This is a genomic window from Thauera sp. 28, assembly GCF_000310145.2.
In the GTDB taxonomy this organism is placed as follows: Bacteria; Pseudomonadota; Gammaproteobacteria; order Burkholderiales; family Rhodocyclaceae; genus Thauera; species Thauera mechernichensis.
Window position 1 is genome coordinate 177,210 of the sequence record NZ_AMXA01000004.1, and the last position, 18,514, is coordinate 195,723.

Here is an 18,514-nt window from a genome sequence, read left to right on the forward strand (position 1 = left end):
GTCAGAACTTCAGCTCGGCGACCAGCTCGAAGCGCCGCGGTTCGCCGAGGATGAACTGGTTGTTGTAGGTGCGTGTCGCGTACACCTTGTCGGCGAGGTTGCGGCCGAGCAGGCGCAGCGTAGTGCGCGCATCCATCTGCCAGGCGATGCTCGCGTCCGCGACCGTATAGGCTCCAATTGCCAGCGAGTTGGCATTGTTGGCGTAGCTCTTGCCGACGTGGCGCAGCCCGACAGAGGTCTGTACCGCGCCGATGCGATAGTGGCCCCAAAGGTTGGCGACCAGGGTGGGTACGTTGGCGGGCACCTTGCCGGCCCGCGAGACCGCAACACCGCCGACGCGTTCGTTGAACTCGGTGAACTCGGCCTGCAAGCGGGTGATGTTGCCCTCCAGGCGCAGGCTCTTCCACGGCGTGATCGCAGCAGCCAGCTCAACGCCTTGCGAGTACTGGCTGCCGCCCTGGATCGAAAGGGCCGAGTTGTCGGGGTCGCGGGTGATGATGTCGTCCTTGTCGATGCGGTAGAACGCGGCCGTCCACTCGCCGCGCCCGTCGGCCAGCCTTTGCTTGACGCCAACTTCGACCTGCTTGCCGCGGGTCAGCTTGAAGTCGGCGTTGGCCAGGTTGAGCGAGATCATCGATGTGACCGGGTCATGGCCGGTCGCGTAGTTCGCATACAGGCTGGTGTCGTGGCTCAGGAAGTGGGTGAGGCCGACACGCCAGGCGTTGCCCTTGAGCGTGCGGCTGAAGTCGGTGCCTGCCACCAGTTCGTCGCGGTCCACGCGGGCGCGGTCGTGGCGGAAGCCGGCGAGCACGAGCCAGCGCTCGCCGAGCTGCCAGGCGTCCTCGGCATAGAAGCCGTGCAGGGTCGATGCGGTATCGAACTTGGCCAGCGTCGGGTCGGGGCTGAGCCAGTTGCCGTGTTGCGGATCGCGGATGCTGACGTTCGACGACCCGCTGTAGGGTGAGTTGTTGATGTGGCGGAAGTCCACGCGGGCAGCCTCCCAGCCGACCACCGCGCGGTGTGCGCCGTGCTTCAGTGCTGCCTCGAGCCGGTTGCCGGTCTGTACCAGTTCGTGCTGGATATGCAGGTAGTCGCTGCGCTCCACCCGGTCGGCGGCGAGGTTGAGCCTGTAGTTCTCGATGTTCATCCAGCGCCGCTGCGACTCCAGGCGGTAGATCTCGTTGCTCAGCGCGATCCGCTCGTCGAGCTGCCAGTCGGCACGCGCACGCAGGCGGGTGTCCTCATAGCGGATCACGGCATCTGCGGCGTTGTAGTTCTCGCGCCTGAGCTCGGGCAGGATGCGGCCGTTGTCATGCGGCGTGCCCCAGTAGCGCTCGGGGTACTGCACGCTGTGGTCTGCGGTCAGGTCGATGCGCAGGTCACTGCGGGGCTGCAGGCGCAGGCGGTTCATGATCTTGCCGCCGTGCGAGTTGCCGAGGTCGCGGTAGCCGTCGATGTGGGTCCCGTAGGCATCGATGCGGTAGGAGGCGATTTCGCCGAGTGCGCCGGTGGCACCAAGGCCGAGCCGTTTCACGCCATCGCTGCCGGCGGCGACCATGAGCTCCTGCGCAGCAACGCGGCTGGGCTCCTTGCGTACGGCGTTGATGGTCGCCCCCACGGTGCCGCTGCCGAACACCACCGATGCCGGGCCGTGCAGCACTTCGACGCGTTCATAGCCCCAGGCGCTGCCAGGATAGTTCTGGGTGCCTGCCCCGGTCTGAATGCGTATGCCGTCTTCGGCGATGCCGACCGAGTTGGTGCCGGTGTAGCCGCGTGCCGAGAACGACAGGCCGCCGGTGCCGCCTGAGCCGATGTCCGTGATGCCGGTGGCGCGCGTGATGGCCTCGCGCACCTGGAAGTCGCCGCGCTCCTGCATCTGTGTGCTGTCCACGCTGCTTGTCGTGGCCGGCAGTTCGCGCGCGGCGACGCCCGTGCGGCTACCGGTGGTGCTCGGTTCGTCCAGGTACAGGCTGGGGGCGTCGCGGTTGGCGCTGACCTCGACCGGTGACAGCGTCACCTGCGCGAAGACCGGAGCATGAACGACAAGCGCAATGGCTGCCGCAAGACGGGTGGGGGGAAAGCGGAATCGTTTTGCCATGTTGGAGGTCCGGTGCGGGCAGGGCGGATCTCCGACGGACAGGCGTGCGGCGCCATGCGCACGGATGCGCCGTGCGCTGCACTCGAGCCGTCAGGAAAACGAGCAAGTGAAATGGTGTGAGCCATGCCTCTTGTCAGGGACACCCCGCCCCAAACTGTTGAAGGTGATGTGCATGGCAGGTCTCCTGGCTCACGGGTCATCGCCTTGCGCCAGCCTTCCCGGAAAGATTCCAGTGGCAGAGAGGGCGCAGGACTCGCCGATTACAGTTGCGGGGGCAGCTCCGGGTTGAGCGCGCGGGGCGCGGCACCGGATTCCCTTTTCATGTCTGCTGGTTAGGGCAGACAACCATGAACGGCGCGCAGGTTAGCGTGCCGGTCGACGGGCTGTCAAACCTGCGCGCTCGTGCAGCCTGCAGGGTGTTGCCATGCTTGTGCATCCCGATGGTGTCGCCCGGGTGGCACGCCATCGATGCTATCAGTTTATTGCAACAGACTTGCAAAAACGAAGGCAGGCCCCTACCATCGCGGCCTCATCGGCTCACGGCCCTGACTTCCATCCGAGGTTGAACATGCCAACTACCAGCCGCAGGCGCCGGTACGACGGGTTGCCGATGAACTCGGCTGGCCGCTGCATGCGCTTGCACTCGAGCCCGCGACGGCCGACGCCGAGAGCTACTTCGCTCTCATCGAGCACTGGGTGGACAGCCTTGCGCAATGAGTGCGGCGGCGCTGTTCCGGGCGCGTGGCCTGCAGGCGGGGCCGTTCAGCGTCGCCGACCTGCTTGCCCTGGCGGGCATGCCCGAACTCGCGCACGCGTGGGTGCCGGACGACCGTGGCCAGCGTGTTGACCGGCTCAGCGGCGGCCAGCGCCAGCGTCTGCTGCTCGCAATGGCGCTCGCCACGCCCTGTGATCTGCTGCTCCTCGATGAGCCGACCCAGTATCTCGATGCAGCGAGCCGCCATGTCTTCGTGGCTTGGCTGACGACCGCCTCGGCGCGTGCCGGCGGCCCTGCGATCGTGGTCGTCACGCACGACGCCGAGACCGTCGAGTCCGCACATCACGTCCGCCTCCAGGCCATCACCGATGCTTGAACAGCTACTGCTCTTTGCGCCCGGCTTCGTGCTCGGCCTGTTCATGTCTGCCGTGCTCGCGGCGCTCGGCGTAATCCTGCGCCTGCGCGACGAGGCGCTGTCGGCTTTCAGCCACGCACAGGTCGCAGTGCTCGGCGCAATGCTCGCCGTCATCGCTGGCTGGCCGCTACTCATCGGTGCCTGGGGGCTGGCGATGCTGGTGGCCGTTGCGGGGCTGTGGCTCATCAAGCCAGTCGCGGCCGTAGCGAGTTCGCGTCATCTCCTCGTCCTGCTGCTGGCATGGAGTGCTTGTCTGCTGCTCGCTGACAACCACGCCCAGGCACGGCTGTTGTCGGCCTCTGCGGTCGAGGGGCAGTTGCTGCTCGTGCAATGGCGGGACGTCGTCGCCCATGGTGTCGTCGGTGCGCTTGGTGCCGCCGTGCTCGGCGGCGTGTCCAAGGCCTTGCTGGCTCATCAGCTGCTGCCCTGGCTGCCCGGCGCTCCCGGACGTGCGCATGCGCTCGCGCGCGAGCTCGCCGTGGTAGCGATCCTCGCCACCGGCGCCCTGGCCAGCGGCATCTTCGTCACCTTGGCGCTCGTGCTCATCCCGGCCTGGTCGGTGTGGGCAAGTGCCAGAGGTTTGCGCGCCGCAGTGCTGCAGGCCGCCATATTGGGCGCGAGCGCTCATGTGCTGGCCTTCGGCCTCGCGCTCGTGCTCGACCAGGTCTATCCGGCGGTGATGATCGTGGTGCTTGCACTCATGGCGGCCGCCGCGTCGCTGCGCAGAAAAGCCCTCGGCCGCTAGTCTGGATCCGCCTGCGTGAGGCGGTGTGCGACCTCGCAGCGTGATGCAGCCCAAAAACCATGAGCGGCTTGTGACTATTTTTGCCTGCAACCCATCTTGAGGTGGCATAATCGGCAGGCCTGCGGGCAAACGAGTGGCTCTGCGCCGGATGCGGCCTGCAGCCGATCCATGACCCAATATGCATGCTGACATGTCGTTCGTCCGTTCCTACTTTGTGCTTGTATTCGGGTGCCTGGCGGCGCTCGGTTTGCCGGCCGTCGCTGCCGACGCGCCTCCTGCACGCTCGTCCTTCGAGGTCGTACCGGCGTCTCCCGCCCATATCGAGGCCCTGCGCGGCGGTGGGTTCGTGATCTACATGCGCCATGGCGCGACCGATGCCCGCTTCCCCGACCGCATTCCGGTGCAGATAGACGATTGCGCCAGCCAGCGACCGCTCTCCGACGCCGGGCGTGCCGCTCTGGACCGTATCGGCACCAACTTCGCGCGGCTCGGAGTGCCGTACTCGAAGGTGATCAGCAGCCCGTTCTGCCGCGCCAGGGAGAGTGCCCGTCGGGTTTTCCAGGCACCCGTCGAGGTAGACCCGCGTCTGATGTATACCGCGACCATGTCCGAGGCGGAGAAGGCGCCTGCCGTCGCGCGGACGCGGGAGTGGCTGTCTACGCCGGTCGATGTGAGCGGCGACAACCGTGTCGTGGTCGCACATGGACCCAATATCGCCGAGATCATGGATTACCTGCCGCGCGAGGCGACCATGGTGATCTTCAGGCCACTGGGCGCTGCCGACGGAGGTGCTTTCGAGTACGTGGCAAGCATCGAGCCTGGGCACTGGGTGGGCCTGCTGCAGGCGCTTGGGCTGGAGCCGTGACGATGAGGTGGCATGGCGGTGTCCGCATTGGCCGATCGTCCGTGGGCATGCCCTGCGTGCACCGGAGGCGGTCATGAAAGCCGGCCGCAGCGTGCTGCTACTGCTGCTTTTGCCCCTTGGAATCGTCGTGCTGGTGGCGCTGATGGTGAACTACGGCGCGCTCTCCAGTGTGCGCGAGCAGTTTGACTTGTCCTCGGCGGCCCAGGACGAAGATCTGGTCGTGATCGAGGAGGCTGCGAGCTTCTCGCGCGACATGGGTCTTATCCAGCGCCAGATGGCGGTTGCGCTCGATGGCGCGAAGTCCGGGCAACTCGACGAGTTGCAGCTCTACCGCATGCACACCCGGATCGTCGAAGAGCTGGCGGCGCTGGGTGAGCGTGTTCGGCGCCTGGCCGAGTCCGAGCTGGTGATCGACGCCAACCACAACAGCGCGCGGCAGCTCATCCACTCGTTCGGCGAGTACAGGCGATTCATCGTCATGACCACGGATGTGATTGCCGTCGATCCACGGGTGGCCGCAGACTTTCTCGACCAGGCGCAGATCGAGCACCGCGAGTTCTCGATCTTCTCGAGCAGGATCGTGTCCCTGCTCGCCGAGCGGGCGCGCGACCGCAATGCCGCCCAGGTAGCACGCTTCGACGACGCTTTCCGCGGTGTTCTGCTGACCGGCTTGATCATCCTGATCGGCCTGTTCGTGACCGCGAGCCTGCTTGGACGCCGTGCCGGCTCGCACATGGTGGATATCGCCGATGCCTTGAGCACACTTGCACGCAGTGCCGAAGCAAAGATCCCGCTGCCACGCATCGAGGCAATGTACGAGGGCGGGCGAGGCGAATTCGCCCGCATCGCGGGTACCTTGCTCAATTTTCGCAATGCCATCGAACGCCAGCGCAGTGCCGAGGAGCAGGCCTTTCAGCTCGCCTTCTACGACCCGCTGACGCGTCTGCCCAATCGGCGGCTGTTGCGCGAACGCATGCGCAGCGTGTTGCGTGCTTGCGAGCAGCACCTTGGCCACGCGGGCGTCATCGTTCTCGACCTGGACGACTTCAAGCGCGTCAACGACGCCTACGGACATGGTGTCGGTGACAGGTTGCTGGTCGAAGTGGCCGCCCGTCTCGAGTCGGTCGTTGGCGAAGGGAATACCCTCGCGCATCTGGGGGGTGATGAGTTCGCCATTCTGCTGGGGCCGATCGGTGCGGACGCTGGCAGCGCGGTGGGCGAGGTCGAAGCCTGCGCAGAGCGGGTCCTGGCGGCGTTCGCGGGGGCATTCCAGATCGATGGCGAGTCCTTGTATGCGACCGCCAGTCTGGGTGCGAGCCTTTTCGGCACGCCACTCGCCAATCTGGATGACCCCCTCAGGCATGCCGAGAACGCCATGTACCAGGCCAAGAGCGAAGGCCGGGGTAACCTGCGCTTCTTCGATCCGGTCATCCAGGCGCGACTCGAGGAGCGCATCGCGCTCGAGTCCGAGCTTCGGCTCGCGATCGAGCGTGACCAGCTTGAGCTGTTCTACCAGGTACAGGTTGACGAGAACGACAACCTGCGGGGCGTCGAGGCCTTGCTGCGGTGGCGGCATCCGGTGCGCGGCCTGGTACCGCCCGCGGCCTTCATCGGCCTCGCGGAGGAGTCCGGGCTGATCCTTCCGATCGGCCATTGGGTGCTCGAGACCGCCTGCGCGCAACTGCTTGCCTGGGCTGGCGATGCGCGGACGGCGCAGCTGAGCATCGCGGTCAACGTGAGCGCCCGGCAGTTCCGCCAGGATGACTTCGTGCAGCAGGTCGGCGGCGTCCTCGAGCGTACTGGTGCCCCGCCGCGCAGGCTCAAGCTGGAACTGACCGAAAGCACCGTGCTCGAGGATATCGAGTCGACCATCGTCAAGATGAAGGCGCTGCGTGCGTTCGGTGTGCGCTTCTCGATGGATGACTTCGGCACCGGCTACTCCTCGCTGCAGTATCTCAAGCGCCTCCCGCTCGATCAGTTGAAGATCGACCAGGCCTTTGTACGCGACATCATCGATGACGCCGACGATGCCGTCATCGTGCAAGCGATCATCGCAATGAGCCACGCGCTCGGGCTCGAGGTGATCGCCGAAGGCGTGGAGACGCGCGAACAGCAGCAATTGCTTGGCCAGCAAGGCTGCAGGTTCTTCCAGGGCTATCTGTTCGGCAAGCCGGTCCCGCTCGACGAACTGGCACAGCGGCTGCGTTGACGCGCGCAGCGCGGTGCGAGCTCGTGCGCCAACCATTGGCCGGCAGCGTGGCCTTGCTGCAGCGTCAGAAAGCGTCGCCGGGCACGCGCACCGCGCCTTCCATCAGCACGCGGGCCGTGCGGCTCATGACGGCCCTGGAGACCTGCCACTCGCCATCGACCAGCCGCGCCTGGGCGCCTACGCGCAGGGTGCCGGAGGGGTGGCCGAAGCGGACCGAATCGCGCTCACCGCCACCGGCAGCGAGATTGACCAGCGTACCGGGAATGGCCGCAGCGGTGCTGATGGCCACTGCGGCGGTACCCATCATGGCGTGGTGCAGCTTGCCCATCGACAGCGCGCGTACGAGCAGGTCGACGTCCTCGGCTCGTATCGCCTTGCCGCTGGCGGCGAGGTAGTCCCTGGGTGGGGCAACAAACGCGATCTTTGGCGTGTGCTGGCGGGTGGCGGCCTCTTCAGGGGTCTTGATCAGGCCCATGCGCAGCGCGCCGGCCACCCGGATCTTGTCGAGGCGTGCGAGCGCTTCCGGATTGCCGTTGATGTCTTCGCGCAGCTCGGTGCCCCGGTAGCCGATGTCCTCGGCGTTGACGAACACCGTGGGGATGCCGGCACTGATCAGCGTCGCCTTCAGGCTGCCGACGTCGGGCACCTCGAGCTCATCGACCAGGTTGCCGGTGGGGAACATCGACCCGCCGCCGTTCTCGCCAGCGCCGTCCTCGGACGGGTCGAGGAACTCCAGCACGATTTCGGCGGCCGGGAAGGTCACGCCGTCCAGTTCGAACTCACCGGTCTCCTGCACCTGACCGTCGGTGACCGGGACATGGGCGATGATGGTCTTGCCAATGTTGGCCTGCCAGATGCGTACCGCGCACACGCCGTTCCGCGGCACGCGTGCCGGGTCGACCAGGCCGGCGTGGAGGGCGAAGGCGCCGGCGGCGGTGGACAGGTTGCCGCAGTTGCCCGACCAGTCTACGAGCGCCTTGTCGATCGCGACCTGGCCGTAGAGGTAATCCACGTCGTGGTCGGGGCGGCTGCTCTTCGCCAGGATCACGCACTTGCTGGTGCTGGAGGTGGCGCCCCCCATGCCGTCGATGTGAGCGGCATAGGGGTCGGGGCTGCCGATGATGCGCAGGAACAGGCGGTCGCGCGCCTCGCCTGGCTCCTGACAGCGCTCGGGCAGGTCCTGCAGGCGGAAGAACACGCCCTTGCTGGTGCCGCCGCGCATGTAGGTGGCGGGGATCCTGATCTGCGCTGCTTGGGGCATATCGAACGCTCCTGTTCGGCCGTCGTAGCCGGGCCGCCGCGTCAGCCCGCAGCACCCGCCGCCGGCTGCGCGATACGGGCTTCGCGGATCGGCAGGTTGATGACCGCGGCGAGCGCGGCGAGCGCCATGTCGGCGTACCACATCCAGCGGTAGTCGCCGAACTCCACCAGGGCCAGTCCGCCCAGCCAGGCGCCGAAGAAGGCACCCACCTGGTGCGACAGCAGGGTGAGGCCGAACAGGGTGCCGAGGTAGCGCACGCCGAACAGCTTGCCCACCAGCGTGGCCGTGGGTGGCACAGTGGCCAGCCAGGTGAAGCCGAGGCCGGCGGCGAATACGTAGAACACCCAGGGCGCGGACGGCATCGCCAGGTACCACGCGATCAGCAGCACGCGCGAGCCGTACATGGCCGCCAGCACGTACTTGCTGCGGTAGCGCGATACGCAGGCGCCGGCGTAGAGGCTGCCGAAGATGTTGGCCAGGCCGATGATGGCCAGAGACCAGCTCGCTACCGCAGGCGGCAGGCCGCACAGGTCCACCTCGCCCGGCAGGTGGGTAACGAGGAAGGCGATGTGGAAGCCGCAGGTGAAGAAGCCCAGGTGCAGCAGCAGGTAGCTGCGGTCGCGCATCGCGTCTCCGATCGCACGCCCGATACCATGGTCGTCGGCGTGCTGTTCCGCGCGCGGCGCCGCGCGGGTGAGCTTGCCGACCAGCGGCAGCGCGGCCAGGCTCATGAGTGCCATTGCCCACAGGGCGTTGATCCAGCCGAAGGTCTGGATCAGCTTTTGCAGCAGCGGTGCGAACACGAACTGGCCGAAGGAGCCGCCTGCGTTGATGACCCCGGAGGCCGAGCCGCGCGCCTCGGCCGGCAGGCGCTGGGCTGCGGCGCCGATCAGCACCGAAAAGCTCGCCGCACCCGCGCCGAGTTGCATCACCAGACCCATCGCGATGGTGAGGCCGAAGGCCGAGTCCATCAAGGGAATCGCCGCCGTGCCCAAGGCAAGCAGCACGATTGCGGCGAGCAGCACCGGGCGCGGCCCATGGCGGTCGGCCACTGCCCCCGCCAGGGGCTGGATGGCGCCCCAGGTGAGCTGGCCGATGGCCATCGCCAGGCTGATGGCGGCGATCCCCAGGCCGGTGGCGCTGTTGATCGGGCTCACGAACAGGCCGAGCGACTGGCGCGTGCCCATGGTGATCATGAGGATACCGGCCGCGGCCAGCGTGGTGATCAGGACGTCGGGCGAGCGCAGGGAGCGGAACATGGTGGGTCGGACGGAGAGGAGGGGCGGGGCTTAGGCGCCCGTGAAGAATCGTGGCGCGAGCTCTTGCAGACCAAGCGTTTCGAGCAGCACCCGCAGCCGCTCGGCGGCCTGGCGGCGCGGTGCGCCCTTCTGGCTGGCGATGATCAGCTCGTTCTTCATCGAGTGTTCCCAGCCGACGAGTTCGGTCACGTTCACCTGATAGCCATGCGACTCCAGCTGCAGGCAGCGCAGCACGTTGGTGACATGGCTGCCGAATTCGCGGGTGTGGATCGGGTGGCGCCACAGCTCGGCGATCGGCTGCGCCAATGCCTGTTGCTTGTTGCGGCGCAGGGCGGCGGCGACTTCGGCCTGGCAGCAGGGCACCAGCACGATGAAGCGGGCCTGGCGGGCGAGTGCGAAGTGGATGGCGTCGTCGGTCGCGGTGTTGCAGGCGTGCAGAGCGGTCACCACATCGATGTGCGCGGGCAGTCGCTCGGAGCTGATCGAGTCGGCCACGCTCAGGTGCTGGAAGCGCATGCCGGCGGAGAAGCCGAGCTTGTCGGCGAGCCGGCGCGAGCTCATCACCAGTTCCTCGCGCGTTTCGATGCCATGGATGCGGCCTGCGGGCGCCTGGTGGCGGAAGAACAGGTCGTACAGGATGAAGCCGAGGTAGGACTTGCCTGCACCGTGGTCGACGAGCTGGATGTCAGCGCGTGCAGCGAGCGCCTCGGCCAGCAGTGGCTCGATGAACTGGTAGAGGTGGTAGACCTGCTTGAGCTTGCGCCGGCTGTCCTGGTTGAGCTTGCCGTCGCGGGTCAGGATGTGGAGCTGCTTGAGCAGCTCGATCGACTGCCCGGGGCGGATTTCGGGGTGTTCTGATGTCATGGGGCAGGCGTGCGGCTCGGCATGGGCTTGGGTTCGCAAGTGTACGGCGAACCGTGCCCGGCTGCAGCAACTGCCGGCGTCGGGGGCGATGGCCTCGCGCAGGGCGGCATCCTGGCCTAGATTGAAACAGGAGCCTCGAGAGGATTGATCCATGTCGACATGGCAAGCGAAGGAGCAGTTGTCCATAGTGCCCGGCAAGCGTCCGGACGGTCGACAGGCTCGCCCGGCAGTGGCACTCCTTTGGCGGGCCTGGGCGCAGGTGATCTGTATGCTGTGCGCAGCCTTGCTGCTCGCCGCCTGTTCTGCCGGCGAATTGCCGCAAACCAGCGCGCCGCCTGATGAAGCACCTGCAGGGAGCGAGCCGCGGGATGAGGCACCGGCCATCGACGAGCCGGCACCACCGCCCCCGCCTCCGCCCGCAGCTGAGCCTGAACCGCCCAGCGTGATCGACCGCCCGGCCGTTGTCCGGCCACCGGCCGCGGCCAACGGCTCGCCGCCCACCGCCAGCCGGCCTGAGCCGACGGTCTTGCCTGCCTTTCCCTGGCCGCCGCCGCGCTACTCGGCATTCGCCCTGCTCGAACGTGCCTGGCTTGCGCCACAGGAGCCCGCCACACTGGGTGGCGCGGCGCAGCATCTGGAGGACGCCTTCGATCTTGCAGGCTACGTCGAACGCAGCTATTACCGCGTACCCGGTGGATTCGCGCTTGCCTCGCGCGCCGAGAAGATCCACCCGGATGCCAGCCCCTTCGCACCGCCAGCGCGCTGGAGTGCGGATTCAGCAGGCGCCGGACGCAGCTTTCTGGAGCGCATAACGGCGCTGTTCAACGCGCCACCCGGGCGCTACCGCGTCATCGTCTTCGTCGTCACCGACCAGGACTTCGCCGCCACGCCGCAGCCGCCGTCCGAAGCCGTGGCGCGTGAGTGGGTGGGCGGCGGCGGCTTGCGCCTGCCGCCATCGATCGCCGCCCAAGCCTACTCGGCCGAGCATTACGCCAGCGCGCTGATCTATGAGTTCGCGCGCCGCGACGAGCGCGAGGCTGGGCAAGTGCGGGCGCCGAGCGATGTACCCGGGCGTGTGCATCTGGAGAAGGGGGGCTTGTGGCAGGCGCTGGCGCAGTAGCAAAGGGGGCGCAGGCATGACGGTGACGCGTGGCGACGGCCGGTTCCTGCTGCGGCGGTTGGGCATCGTGTCGATGCTGACGGCGCTGGTCAGTCTGCTGGCTACGGCGGGCGGCCTGAGCCTGCTGCCCTACGCCGGTGCGGCGGGGCAGTGGGTGCTTGGCGCCGCCGGTGGGGCGGTGGCCGTGGCGGCGTTCGCCTTTGGCCGGCTGGTGATCCTGCGCCGACCCGGTGCCCGTCGGGTCGGCTTCGTCGTGGCCGGCATGGCTCTGGCTGCGGCGGTGCTGTTCGGCCTGCTTGCGCTCGCACGCCCCGAGGCCGGCGGCTACTTCGTCGCCTGTATGGCGGTGCTGGCGGCCTACGCTGCCTTCGTCAGTCACCGCCTGGCATTCTGGCCAAGCGGCGAGATTGCCGACGAGCCGCGGGTCTCGCTTGGCATCTTCCTGTCCTATCGCCGCGACGACAGCCGCGAGAGCGTCGGGCGCATACACGACCATTTGTGCCAGGCCTTCGTGCCTGAGCGCATCTTCCTGGACGTCGAGCGTCAGTCAGCGGGTGCCGACTACCGCGAGGTGATCGGTACTGCGCTGGACCAGTCCGAGGTCGTGCTCGTCGTCATCGGCCCGGCCTGGCTGACGCTGGCCGGCGCCGATGGCCGGCCGCGCATCGACGATACCGAGGACATGGTCAGGCTGGAGGTGGAGATGGCACTTGCGCGCGGCCAGAACGTGGTGCCACTGCTGGTGCAGGGGGCGCGCATGCCGAGCGCCGCACAACTGCCTGCACCACTGGCCTCATTGGCCTACCGCAACGCTCTGCCGGTGAGACCGGACCCGGACTTTCGCGGTGACGTGCTGCGCCTGGTCGAGGCATTGAGAGCGCTGGCTCAGGTCGCCGCGCGTGAGCGCACGCGTGCGGCGGGCACGGCGACGAGCCTCCGGTAGCTGCCGGGCGGGGTTCCGGTCCATTGCTTGAAGGCGCGATTGAAGGCTGCCGGGTCGTCGAAGCCGAGCTCGGCGCCGATGCTTGCGATGGCTTGATCCGTGCGTGAGATGCGGGCGATCGCCACGTCGCGGCGCAGGGCGTCCTTCACGGCCTGGAAGTGCGTGCCCTCGGCGTCGAGCCGGCGTGCCAGCGTGCGTGGCGAGACGTGCAGGGCGCGCGCGACGTCCTCCACGCTCTGGGGCTGGCCGAGGTTGGCCTCCAGCAGGTCGCGTACGCGGTGGGTGAACAGGCGCTCGCTGACCGAGACGTGGATCCAGTCCATTGGCGCCTTGCGCAGGAAACCCGATAGCGAGGCCTTGTCCTGGCGGATCGGCGCGTCCATGAAGACCGGTTCGATGAAGAGCGCGGTCCGCGCCTGGTCGAAGCGCGCCGGGCCGGCATACATGTTGATGTACTCGCCTGCATGCGCCGGGGCGGGGTAGTTGAGGTCCACACGCGCGAACAGCAGCTTGCGCTCGATCATCCAGGACGCGATGCCCTGCACCAGCATCAGCATCAACTCGAGGATCAGGATGCGGTGGTGACCGAGGTCGGTGCGCTCCACCAGCGCGATGCGGGTCAGTCCGTCCTCTTCCCCCATCTCGAAGTGCAGGTCGTCCAGCACCAGACGAAAGAACCAGCAGAAGCGGTGTAGCGCAACACGCAGGTTCGCGGCGTCGAGCATGCCGAGGCACAGGAACTTGAGCGTGCCGGCGCGCAGCGGCCTGGAGAACATGCCCGGTGTCTCGTCGTCGAGCTCGATTGCCAGCGTGCGATAGAACAACGCGAACTGCTCGACGGTCACGCGCGCCGACTCCTGGTCCAGCAGCGGCGGGGCAATGCCTGCGCGGGCGATGCAGTCGAGCGCGCGCGTGTGGTGTGCACCGAGCCGGTCGAGAAGCTGGCTGACCATGCGGATCGAGACCGTGACGGAGGGGGCACTCAGGCGTTCGCTCATGACAAAGGTGTGTCGAGGGGTTGGCAGGAAATGTCAATCAATAGGCTGGTTCTGTCATCCACAACCTGGCCCGTACTGCCTAGTATGGACTGCAAATCGAGGCAGTAAAAAAATTAATGCCCCGCCAATGCTGAGCTGCGCCGTGTGTGGCGCTGCCAGCGGGCAGATCAAGCACAGCACGCACAGGACGTCTCTGCCGAGGCGCCTGGCAGGAGGAGACAAGTGCATCCAGGCAAGGCCAATCCGATCCTCGAGGTCGAGGGGCTCACATTGTCGTTCGGCGGCATCAAGGCGCTGACCGACGTGGGCTTCGAAGTTGCTCCAGGGTCCATCACCACCGTCATCGGTCCGAACGGCGCAGGCAAGACCTCGCTGTTCAACACGATCTCCGGTTTCTACAAGCCCGCTACGGGACGCATCCGCTTCCAGGGCGAGGACATCACCGCCACCCGGCCGCCCGAGCGCGCCAAGCTGGGCCTGGCGCGCAGCTTCCAGAACATCGCGCTGTTCCGCGGCATGACCGTGCTCGACAACATCAAGCTCGGCCGCCACGCCCACCTGCGCACCAATGTGCTCGATGCGCTGTTCTACTTCGGCCGCGCCCGGCATGAGGAGATGAAGCTGCGCCAGGAGGTCGAGGAACGCATCATCGACTTCCTCGAGATCGACCACATCCGCCACATGCCGGTATCGGTGCTGTCCTACGGTCTGCAGAAGCGGGTCGAGATGGCGCGCGCGCTGGCGATGCGGCCCAAGGTGCTGATGCTCGATGAACCCGTCGCTGGCATGAACCGCGAAGAGACCGAGGATATGGCGCGCTTCATCCTCGACGTGCGCGAGGAGTGGGGCGTGACGGTGCTGATGGTGGAGCACGACATGGGCATGGTCATGGACCTGTCCGACCACGTGGTGGTGCTCAACTTCGGCCAGGTCATCGCCGACGGTACGCCGGCCGAGGTGCAGGCCAATCCGGAAGTGATCAAGGCCTACCTGGGCTCGGGTGACGTCTCGGAATTGCGCCAGCGCCTTCATCAACCTCTTGCAGTGGGGGCCTGAGATGGACTTCGACTGGCTTTTCCTGACCGAGATCGTCTTTGCCGGCCTTGGCGCCGGAGGCCTGTACGCGCTGACCGGTCTCGCTTTCGTAATGATCTACAAGGCCACGCGGGTGGTGAACCTGGCCATCGGCGAGATGCTGATGATCGGCGCCTACCTGTGCTTTGGCCTCGCCACGGCAATGAACCTGCCAATGTGGCTGGCGATCCTGGTCGCGGTGATCGGCAGCGGCATGGCAGGCGCATTGCTCGAACGCGTAGCGATCCGGCCGATGCTCGGCGAGTCGCCGATCTCGGTGTTCATGGTCACCGTGGGGCTGGCTTCCATCCTGGTCGGCGTGGTCGAGCTGATCTGGACCTCCGAGCCGCGCCGCCTGCCCGAATTCATGCCCAGCGCGCCGGTGATGATCGGCGAGGCCTTCGTGCCGCCCAAGGTGTTCTACGGCTTCCTCGTCGCAGCCACGCTGATTGCGGTTGCTCTGGCGGTGTTCCGCTTCTGGCGCGGCGGCGTGGCGCTGCGGGCGACGGCCTCGGACCAGCAGGCTGCCTATTCGATGGGCATCAACGTGCCCAGGGTCTTCTCGCTGTCCTGGACGGTGGCGGCGATGATCGCGGCCATTGCCGGTGTCATCGTCGGCGCGGTGGGCGGCATCTCCTCGACGATGGGCGTGTTCGGCCTGTCGGTGCTGGTAGTGGTGATCGTCGGCGGCCTGGACAGCGTGCTCGGCGCGCTGGTCGCGGGGCTCCTCATCGGCGTCGTCGAGTCGCTCGCCGGTGGTTTCCTCGGCGGCGAATACAAGCTGCTCGCCACCTTCATGATCCTGATCGTCGTGCTGCTGGTCCGTCCCTACGGCCTGTTCGGCACCCACGAAATCGAGAGGTTGTAATGCGCATCGGAACCGCACGCTCCAGCTATCGTCACGACGAGTCGCTGTTCGACAGCCGCACCCAGCACGCCTGGCTGGCTGTCCTCGCCGTCGCGCTGCTCGGCTTCCCCTTCTTCGCCGACGAATACTGGCTGTACCTCGCCTGCCTGGTCGCGATCAACATCGCCAGCACCACCGGGCTCAACATCCTCACCGGCTACACCGGACTGGTGAGCCTGGGGCAGGCTGCCTTCATGGGCATCGGCGCCTACACGGTGGCGGCGCTCGAGCAGAAGCTCGGCACGCCGGTGCTGCTCAACCTGCTCGCCGGCGGCTTCGTCGCCATGCTCGGCGGGTTGGTGGTGGGCCTGCCCTCGCTGCGGGTGAAGGGCCTGTACCTGGCGATCGCCACCATCGCCGCCTCGGTGGTGCTGCACTTCGTGTTCGCCAACTGGCACTCGGTTACCGGCGGCCACGCCGGCATCACGGTGGCGCCGGCGGAGATCCTTGGCGTCAGCTTCGACACGTCGTTCCGTCTGTACTGGCTGTTCGTGCCGATCACCGCCCTGATGGTGCTGGGCGCGGCCAACCTGTTCCGCACCCGTATCGGCCGCGCCTTCATCGCGATCCGCGACCGCGACATCTCGGCCGAGGTGCTGGGCATCCCGCTGCTGCGCTACAAGCTGCTGTCCTTCGGCCTGTCGTCCTTTTATGCGGGGGTGGCGGGCGGCATGTGGGCCTACTTCTTCCGCGTGGTCACGCCGGAGAGCTTCCCGCTGATCATGTCGATCTTCTTCCTCGCCGCCGTCATCGTCGGCGGCATGGGCACCATCCTCGGCGCCATCCTCGGTGCGGTCTTCATGACCATGGTGCCCGAGGCGCTCAAGCTCATCGTTGGCTGGCTGCCGCTTTCGGCCGACGCCACGCTGATCCTGTCGCCGGTGCGCACCATCGTGTTCGGTGCGCTGATCGTCGGCTTCCTGGTGTTCGAGCCGCTCGGCCTGCAGGAGATCTGGCGCCGCATCCGTCGCTTCTTCCACCTCTGGCCGTTCCGCGCCTGAGTTTTCCTCGCCTCACCGCATCACCACATACAAAGAGAAGGAGACAAGCATGAGAAGAACCGTACTCAAGAGCCTGCTGGCCACTGCCGTGCTGGCTGCCACCGCCGGCCTGCCGGCTGCGCAGGCGGCCGACAAGGAGATCGTCATCGGCGGCTCGATCCCGATGAGCGGTGTGTTCGCCTTCGCCGGCATCGGCATCCATGCCGGCATCCAGGACTACGTCAAGATGACCAACGATGCGGGTGGCATCGAGGGCCACATGCTGCGCTATGTGCCCGAGGACAGCGCCTACAAGGTCGACCAGTCGGTGGCCGCGTTCAAGAAGATCACCAGCCAGAACAAGGTGAACTTCTACTACGGCGATTCCACCGCCTTCAGCAAGACCATCAACCCCGAACTCGACCGCGCCGGCAGCATGATCATGTCGGGGGCATCCTTCGCCACCGAGCTCAACGACCCGCAGAAATTCCCCTATCAGTTCATCGCCGGCCCGGACTACACCCAGCAGTTCGGCATCCTGCTGCGCTACATCGCCCAGCAGAAGCCGGGCGCCAAAGTGGCTTTCGTGTACTCCGACACCGAGTTCGGCCGCGATCCGATCGAGAGCAGCCGCGGCGTGGCCAAGGAACTGGGGCTCAACGTCGCCATCGAGATCATGACCCCGCCGGGTGCGGTCGACGTGTCGACCGAAATGGCCAAGCTGCGTCGCGCGCGCGCCGATTACACCATCTTCCATGGCTACATCCTGGGGCCGATCCCCGAGTTCATCAGCCAGTCGCGCCAGCTGGGTCTGCAGACCCAGTTCATGGGCACCTTCTGGACCATGGACAACAGCACCGTGATGCAGATGGGCGAAGCCGCCGAGGGCTTCATGGGCGTGATGCCGTACAACTACTACTACGACGACTCCGCATCGGCGCCGATGCTGGAGAAGATCCGCTCGATGCGCACGGAGTACCAGAACGTGCCCTACATCCAGGGCTTCCTGTCGGCCATGCTGTATGCCGAGTCCGCTCGCCGCACACTGGCCGCCGGTCAGGAGATGAGCGCGGCCAACCTCAAGGCGGCGTTGAACTCGATCGAGAACTTCGACACCGGCGGCCTGATCGGCGTGCCGATCTCCATCCGCGGCAACACCATTCCGGTCGGGCGCATCTACCGTGCCGACGTTCAGGCCAAGCGCATGGTGCCGGCCTCCGACTGGATCGTGCTGGAGTAAGCGATGAGTGCGGCCGAATCCGTCCTCGAGGTGAACAACATCGAGGTGATCTACAACAAGGCGGTCCAGGTGCTGCGCGGCCTGTCGCTGTCGGTGCCGCGCGGGCAGATCGTCGCGCTGCTCGGCTCCAACGGCGCGGGCAAGAGCACTACGCTCAAGACCGTGTCCGGCCTGCTGGGGCTGGAGAACGGTGAGCTGACGCGTGGCGAGATCCGCTTCGAAGGCAAGCCGCTGGCGGCTTCGAAGCCGCACGAACTGGTGCGCGCGGGGCTCTTCCACGTCATGGAAGGGCGCCGCGTGTTCGAGGACCTGACCGTGGAGGAGAACCTCGTCTCCGCCACCTATGCGCTCACCGGGCGCAGCGGCGCGAAGGCCGACTACGAGCTGGTCTACGAGTACTTCCCGCGCCTGTACGAGCGCCGCAATGGCCTGGCCGGCTACCTGTCGGGCGGCGAGCAGCAGATGCTGGCGATCGGCCGCGCGCTGATCGCGCGGCCCAGGCTGATCCTGCTCGACGAGCCCTCGCTGGGCCTGGCGCCGCTGCTGGTCGAGAACATCTTCCAGATCATCGCCCGCATCAATGCCGAGCAGAAGGTGTCGATGCTGCTGGTCGAGCAGAACGCCTCGGTGGCGCTGGCGGTGGCGCACTACGGCTACATCATGGAGAACGGCAAGGTCGTCACCGACGGCCCGGCCGAGCGCCTGGCCGCCGACCAGGATGTGCGCGAGTTCTATCTCGGCATGGGCGGGCACGGCGAGATGAAGAGTTTCCGCGACATCAAGCACTACAAGCGCCGCAAGCGCTGGTTGTCGTGATCGGG

General features: G+C 66.8%; 16 protein-coding genes and 1 riboswitch. Of the genes, 11 read left to right on the forward strand and 5 right to left on the reverse strand.

Translation table 11 applies throughout. From position 1 onward, the window contains the following. Position 1: 1 nt before the first annotated feature. Entirely contained in the window at positions 2 to 2,098 is a 2,097-nt protein-coding gene (locus tag C662_RS05425; protein ID WP_002925913.1) for a TonB-dependent receptor, read from the reverse strand. 157 nt (positions 2,099 to 2,255) lie between these two features. Further along, a riboswitch (cobalamin riboswitch) is annotated at positions 2,256 to 2,463 on the reverse strand. A gap of 348 nt (positions 2,464 to 2,811) precedes the next feature. Here C662_RS05425 and C662_RS20640 point away from each other — a divergent pair. The 4 genes from C662_RS20640 (at position 2,812) to C662_RS05445 (ending at position 7,047) form a co-directional block, all read left to right on the forward strand. Further along, the gene (locus C662_RS20640; RefSeq protein WP_002925914.1) at positions 2,812 to 3,189 is read left to right on the forward strand and encodes an ATP-binding cassette domain-containing protein; all 378 of its coding nucleotides are present in this window, start codon (positions 2,812 to 2,814) and stop codon (positions 3,187 to 3,189) included. Beyond that, entirely contained in the window at positions 3,182 to 3,973 is a 792-nt protein-coding gene (locus C662_RS05435; protein WP_002925917.1) for a hypothetical protein, read from the forward strand. The genes C662_RS20640 and C662_RS05435 overlap by 8 nt, the downstream gene beginning before the upstream one ends. A 190-nt stretch (positions 3,974 to 4,163) precedes the next feature. Continuing rightward, a complete protein-coding gene (locus tag C662_RS05440; protein WP_232433222.1) occupies positions 4,164 to 4,838 on the forward strand; it encodes a histidine phosphatase family protein in 675 nt (224 codons plus the stop codon). Positions 4,839 to 4,911: 73 nt separating this feature from the next. Next, positions 4,912 to 7,047: a putative bifunctional diguanylate cyclase/phosphodiesterase gene (locus tag C662_RS05445; protein WP_002925921.1), complete on the forward strand. Its 2,136-nt coding sequence runs from the start codon at positions 4,912 to 4,914 to the stop codon at positions 7,045 to 7,047. Between the two features lie 64 nt (positions 7,048 to 7,111). Here C662_RS05445 and prpF read toward each other — a convergent pair whose 3' ends face one another. From prpF to C662_RS05460, 3 genes are read right to left on the reverse strand one after another with little or no spacing between them, the layout of a single operon-like run. Then, the gene (gene prpF, locus C662_RS05450) at positions 7,112 to 8,308 is read right to left on the reverse strand and encodes a 2-methylaconitate cis-trans isomerase PrpF (protein WP_002925923.1); all 1,197 of its coding nucleotides are present in this window, start codon (positions 8,306 to 8,308) and stop codon (positions 7,112 to 7,114) included. A 41-nt stretch (positions 8,309 to 8,349) separates the two neighbouring features. Beyond that, positions 8,350 to 9,567, reverse strand: a complete 1,218-nt coding sequence (locus tag C662_RS05455) for an MFS transporter (RefSeq protein WP_002925926.1) — start codon at positions 9,565 to 9,567, stop codon at positions 8,350 to 8,352. A 30-nt stretch (positions 9,568 to 9,597) separates the two neighbouring features. Further along, positions 9,598 to 10,431 (reverse strand): class I SAM-dependent methyltransferase, encoded by an 834-nt coding sequence (locus C662_RS05460; RefSeq protein ID WP_002925928.1) that lies wholly within the window; start codon positions 10,429 to 10,431, stop codon positions 9,598 to 9,600. 442 nt (positions 10,432 to 10,873) lie between these two features. Between C662_RS05460 and C662_RS05465 the strand changes: the two genes are divergently transcribed. Both C662_RS05465 and C662_RS19755 read left to right on the forward strand, forming a co-directional pair. Further along, positions 10,874 to 11,551, forward strand: a complete 678-nt coding sequence (locus C662_RS05465) for a hypothetical protein (RefSeq protein ID WP_232433223.1) — start codon at positions 10,874 to 10,876, stop codon at positions 11,549 to 11,551. A gap of 16 nt (positions 11,552 to 11,567) precedes the next feature. Next, positions 11,568 to 12,494 carry a toll/interleukin-1 receptor domain-containing protein gene (locus tag C662_RS19755; RefSeq protein ID WP_002925930.1) on the forward strand — a complete coding sequence of 309 codons (927 nt, stop codon included), beginning with the start codon at positions 11,568 to 11,570 and terminating at the stop codon, positions 12,492 to 12,494. Here C662_RS19755 and C662_RS05475 read toward each other — a convergent pair. Next, positions 12,437 to 13,492 carry an AraC family transcriptional regulator gene (locus C662_RS05475; protein WP_002925931.1) on the reverse strand — a complete coding sequence of 352 codons (1,056 nt, stop codon included), beginning with the start codon at positions 13,490 to 13,492 and terminating at the stop codon, positions 12,437 to 12,439. The two genes, C662_RS19755 and C662_RS05475, sit on opposite strands and share 58 nt — an antisense overlap. A 222-nt stretch (positions 13,493 to 13,714) precedes the next feature. Here C662_RS05475 and C662_RS05480 point away from each other — a divergent pair, with 222 nt between their 5' ends. From C662_RS05480 to C662_RS05500, 5 genes are read left to right on the forward strand one after another with little or no spacing between them, the layout of a single operon-like run. Beyond that, positions 13,715 to 14,548 carry an ABC transporter ATP-binding protein gene (locus tag C662_RS05480; RefSeq protein WP_002925932.1) on the forward strand — a complete coding sequence of 278 codons (834 nt, stop codon included), beginning with the start codon at positions 13,715 to 13,717 and terminating at the stop codon, positions 14,546 to 14,548. A 1-nt stretch (position 14,549) separates the two neighbouring features. Then, positions 14,550 to 15,434, forward strand: a complete 885-nt coding sequence (locus tag C662_RS05485; RefSeq protein WP_002925933.1) for a branched-chain amino acid ABC transporter permease — start codon at positions 14,550 to 14,552, stop codon at positions 15,432 to 15,434. Beyond that, entirely contained in the window at positions 15,434 to 16,474 is a 1,041-nt protein-coding gene (locus tag C662_RS05490) for a branched-chain amino acid ABC transporter permease (RefSeq protein WP_002925934.1), read from the forward strand. Before C662_RS05485 ends, C662_RS05490 begins: the two co-directional genes overlap by 1 nt. A gap of 49 nt (positions 16,475 to 16,523) precedes the next feature. Continuing rightward, positions 16,524 to 17,693, forward strand: a complete 1,170-nt coding sequence (locus C662_RS05495; RefSeq protein ID WP_002925935.1) for an ABC transporter substrate-binding protein — start codon at positions 16,524 to 16,526, stop codon at positions 17,691 to 17,693. A 3-nt stretch (positions 17,694 to 17,696) separates the two neighbouring features. Next, complete coding sequence (locus tag C662_RS05500) at positions 17,697 to 18,509, forward strand: ABC transporter ATP-binding protein (protein WP_002925937.1); 813 nt, start codon at positions 17,697 to 17,699, stop codon at positions 18,507 to 18,509. Positions 18,510 to 18,514 lie beyond the last annotated feature (5 nt).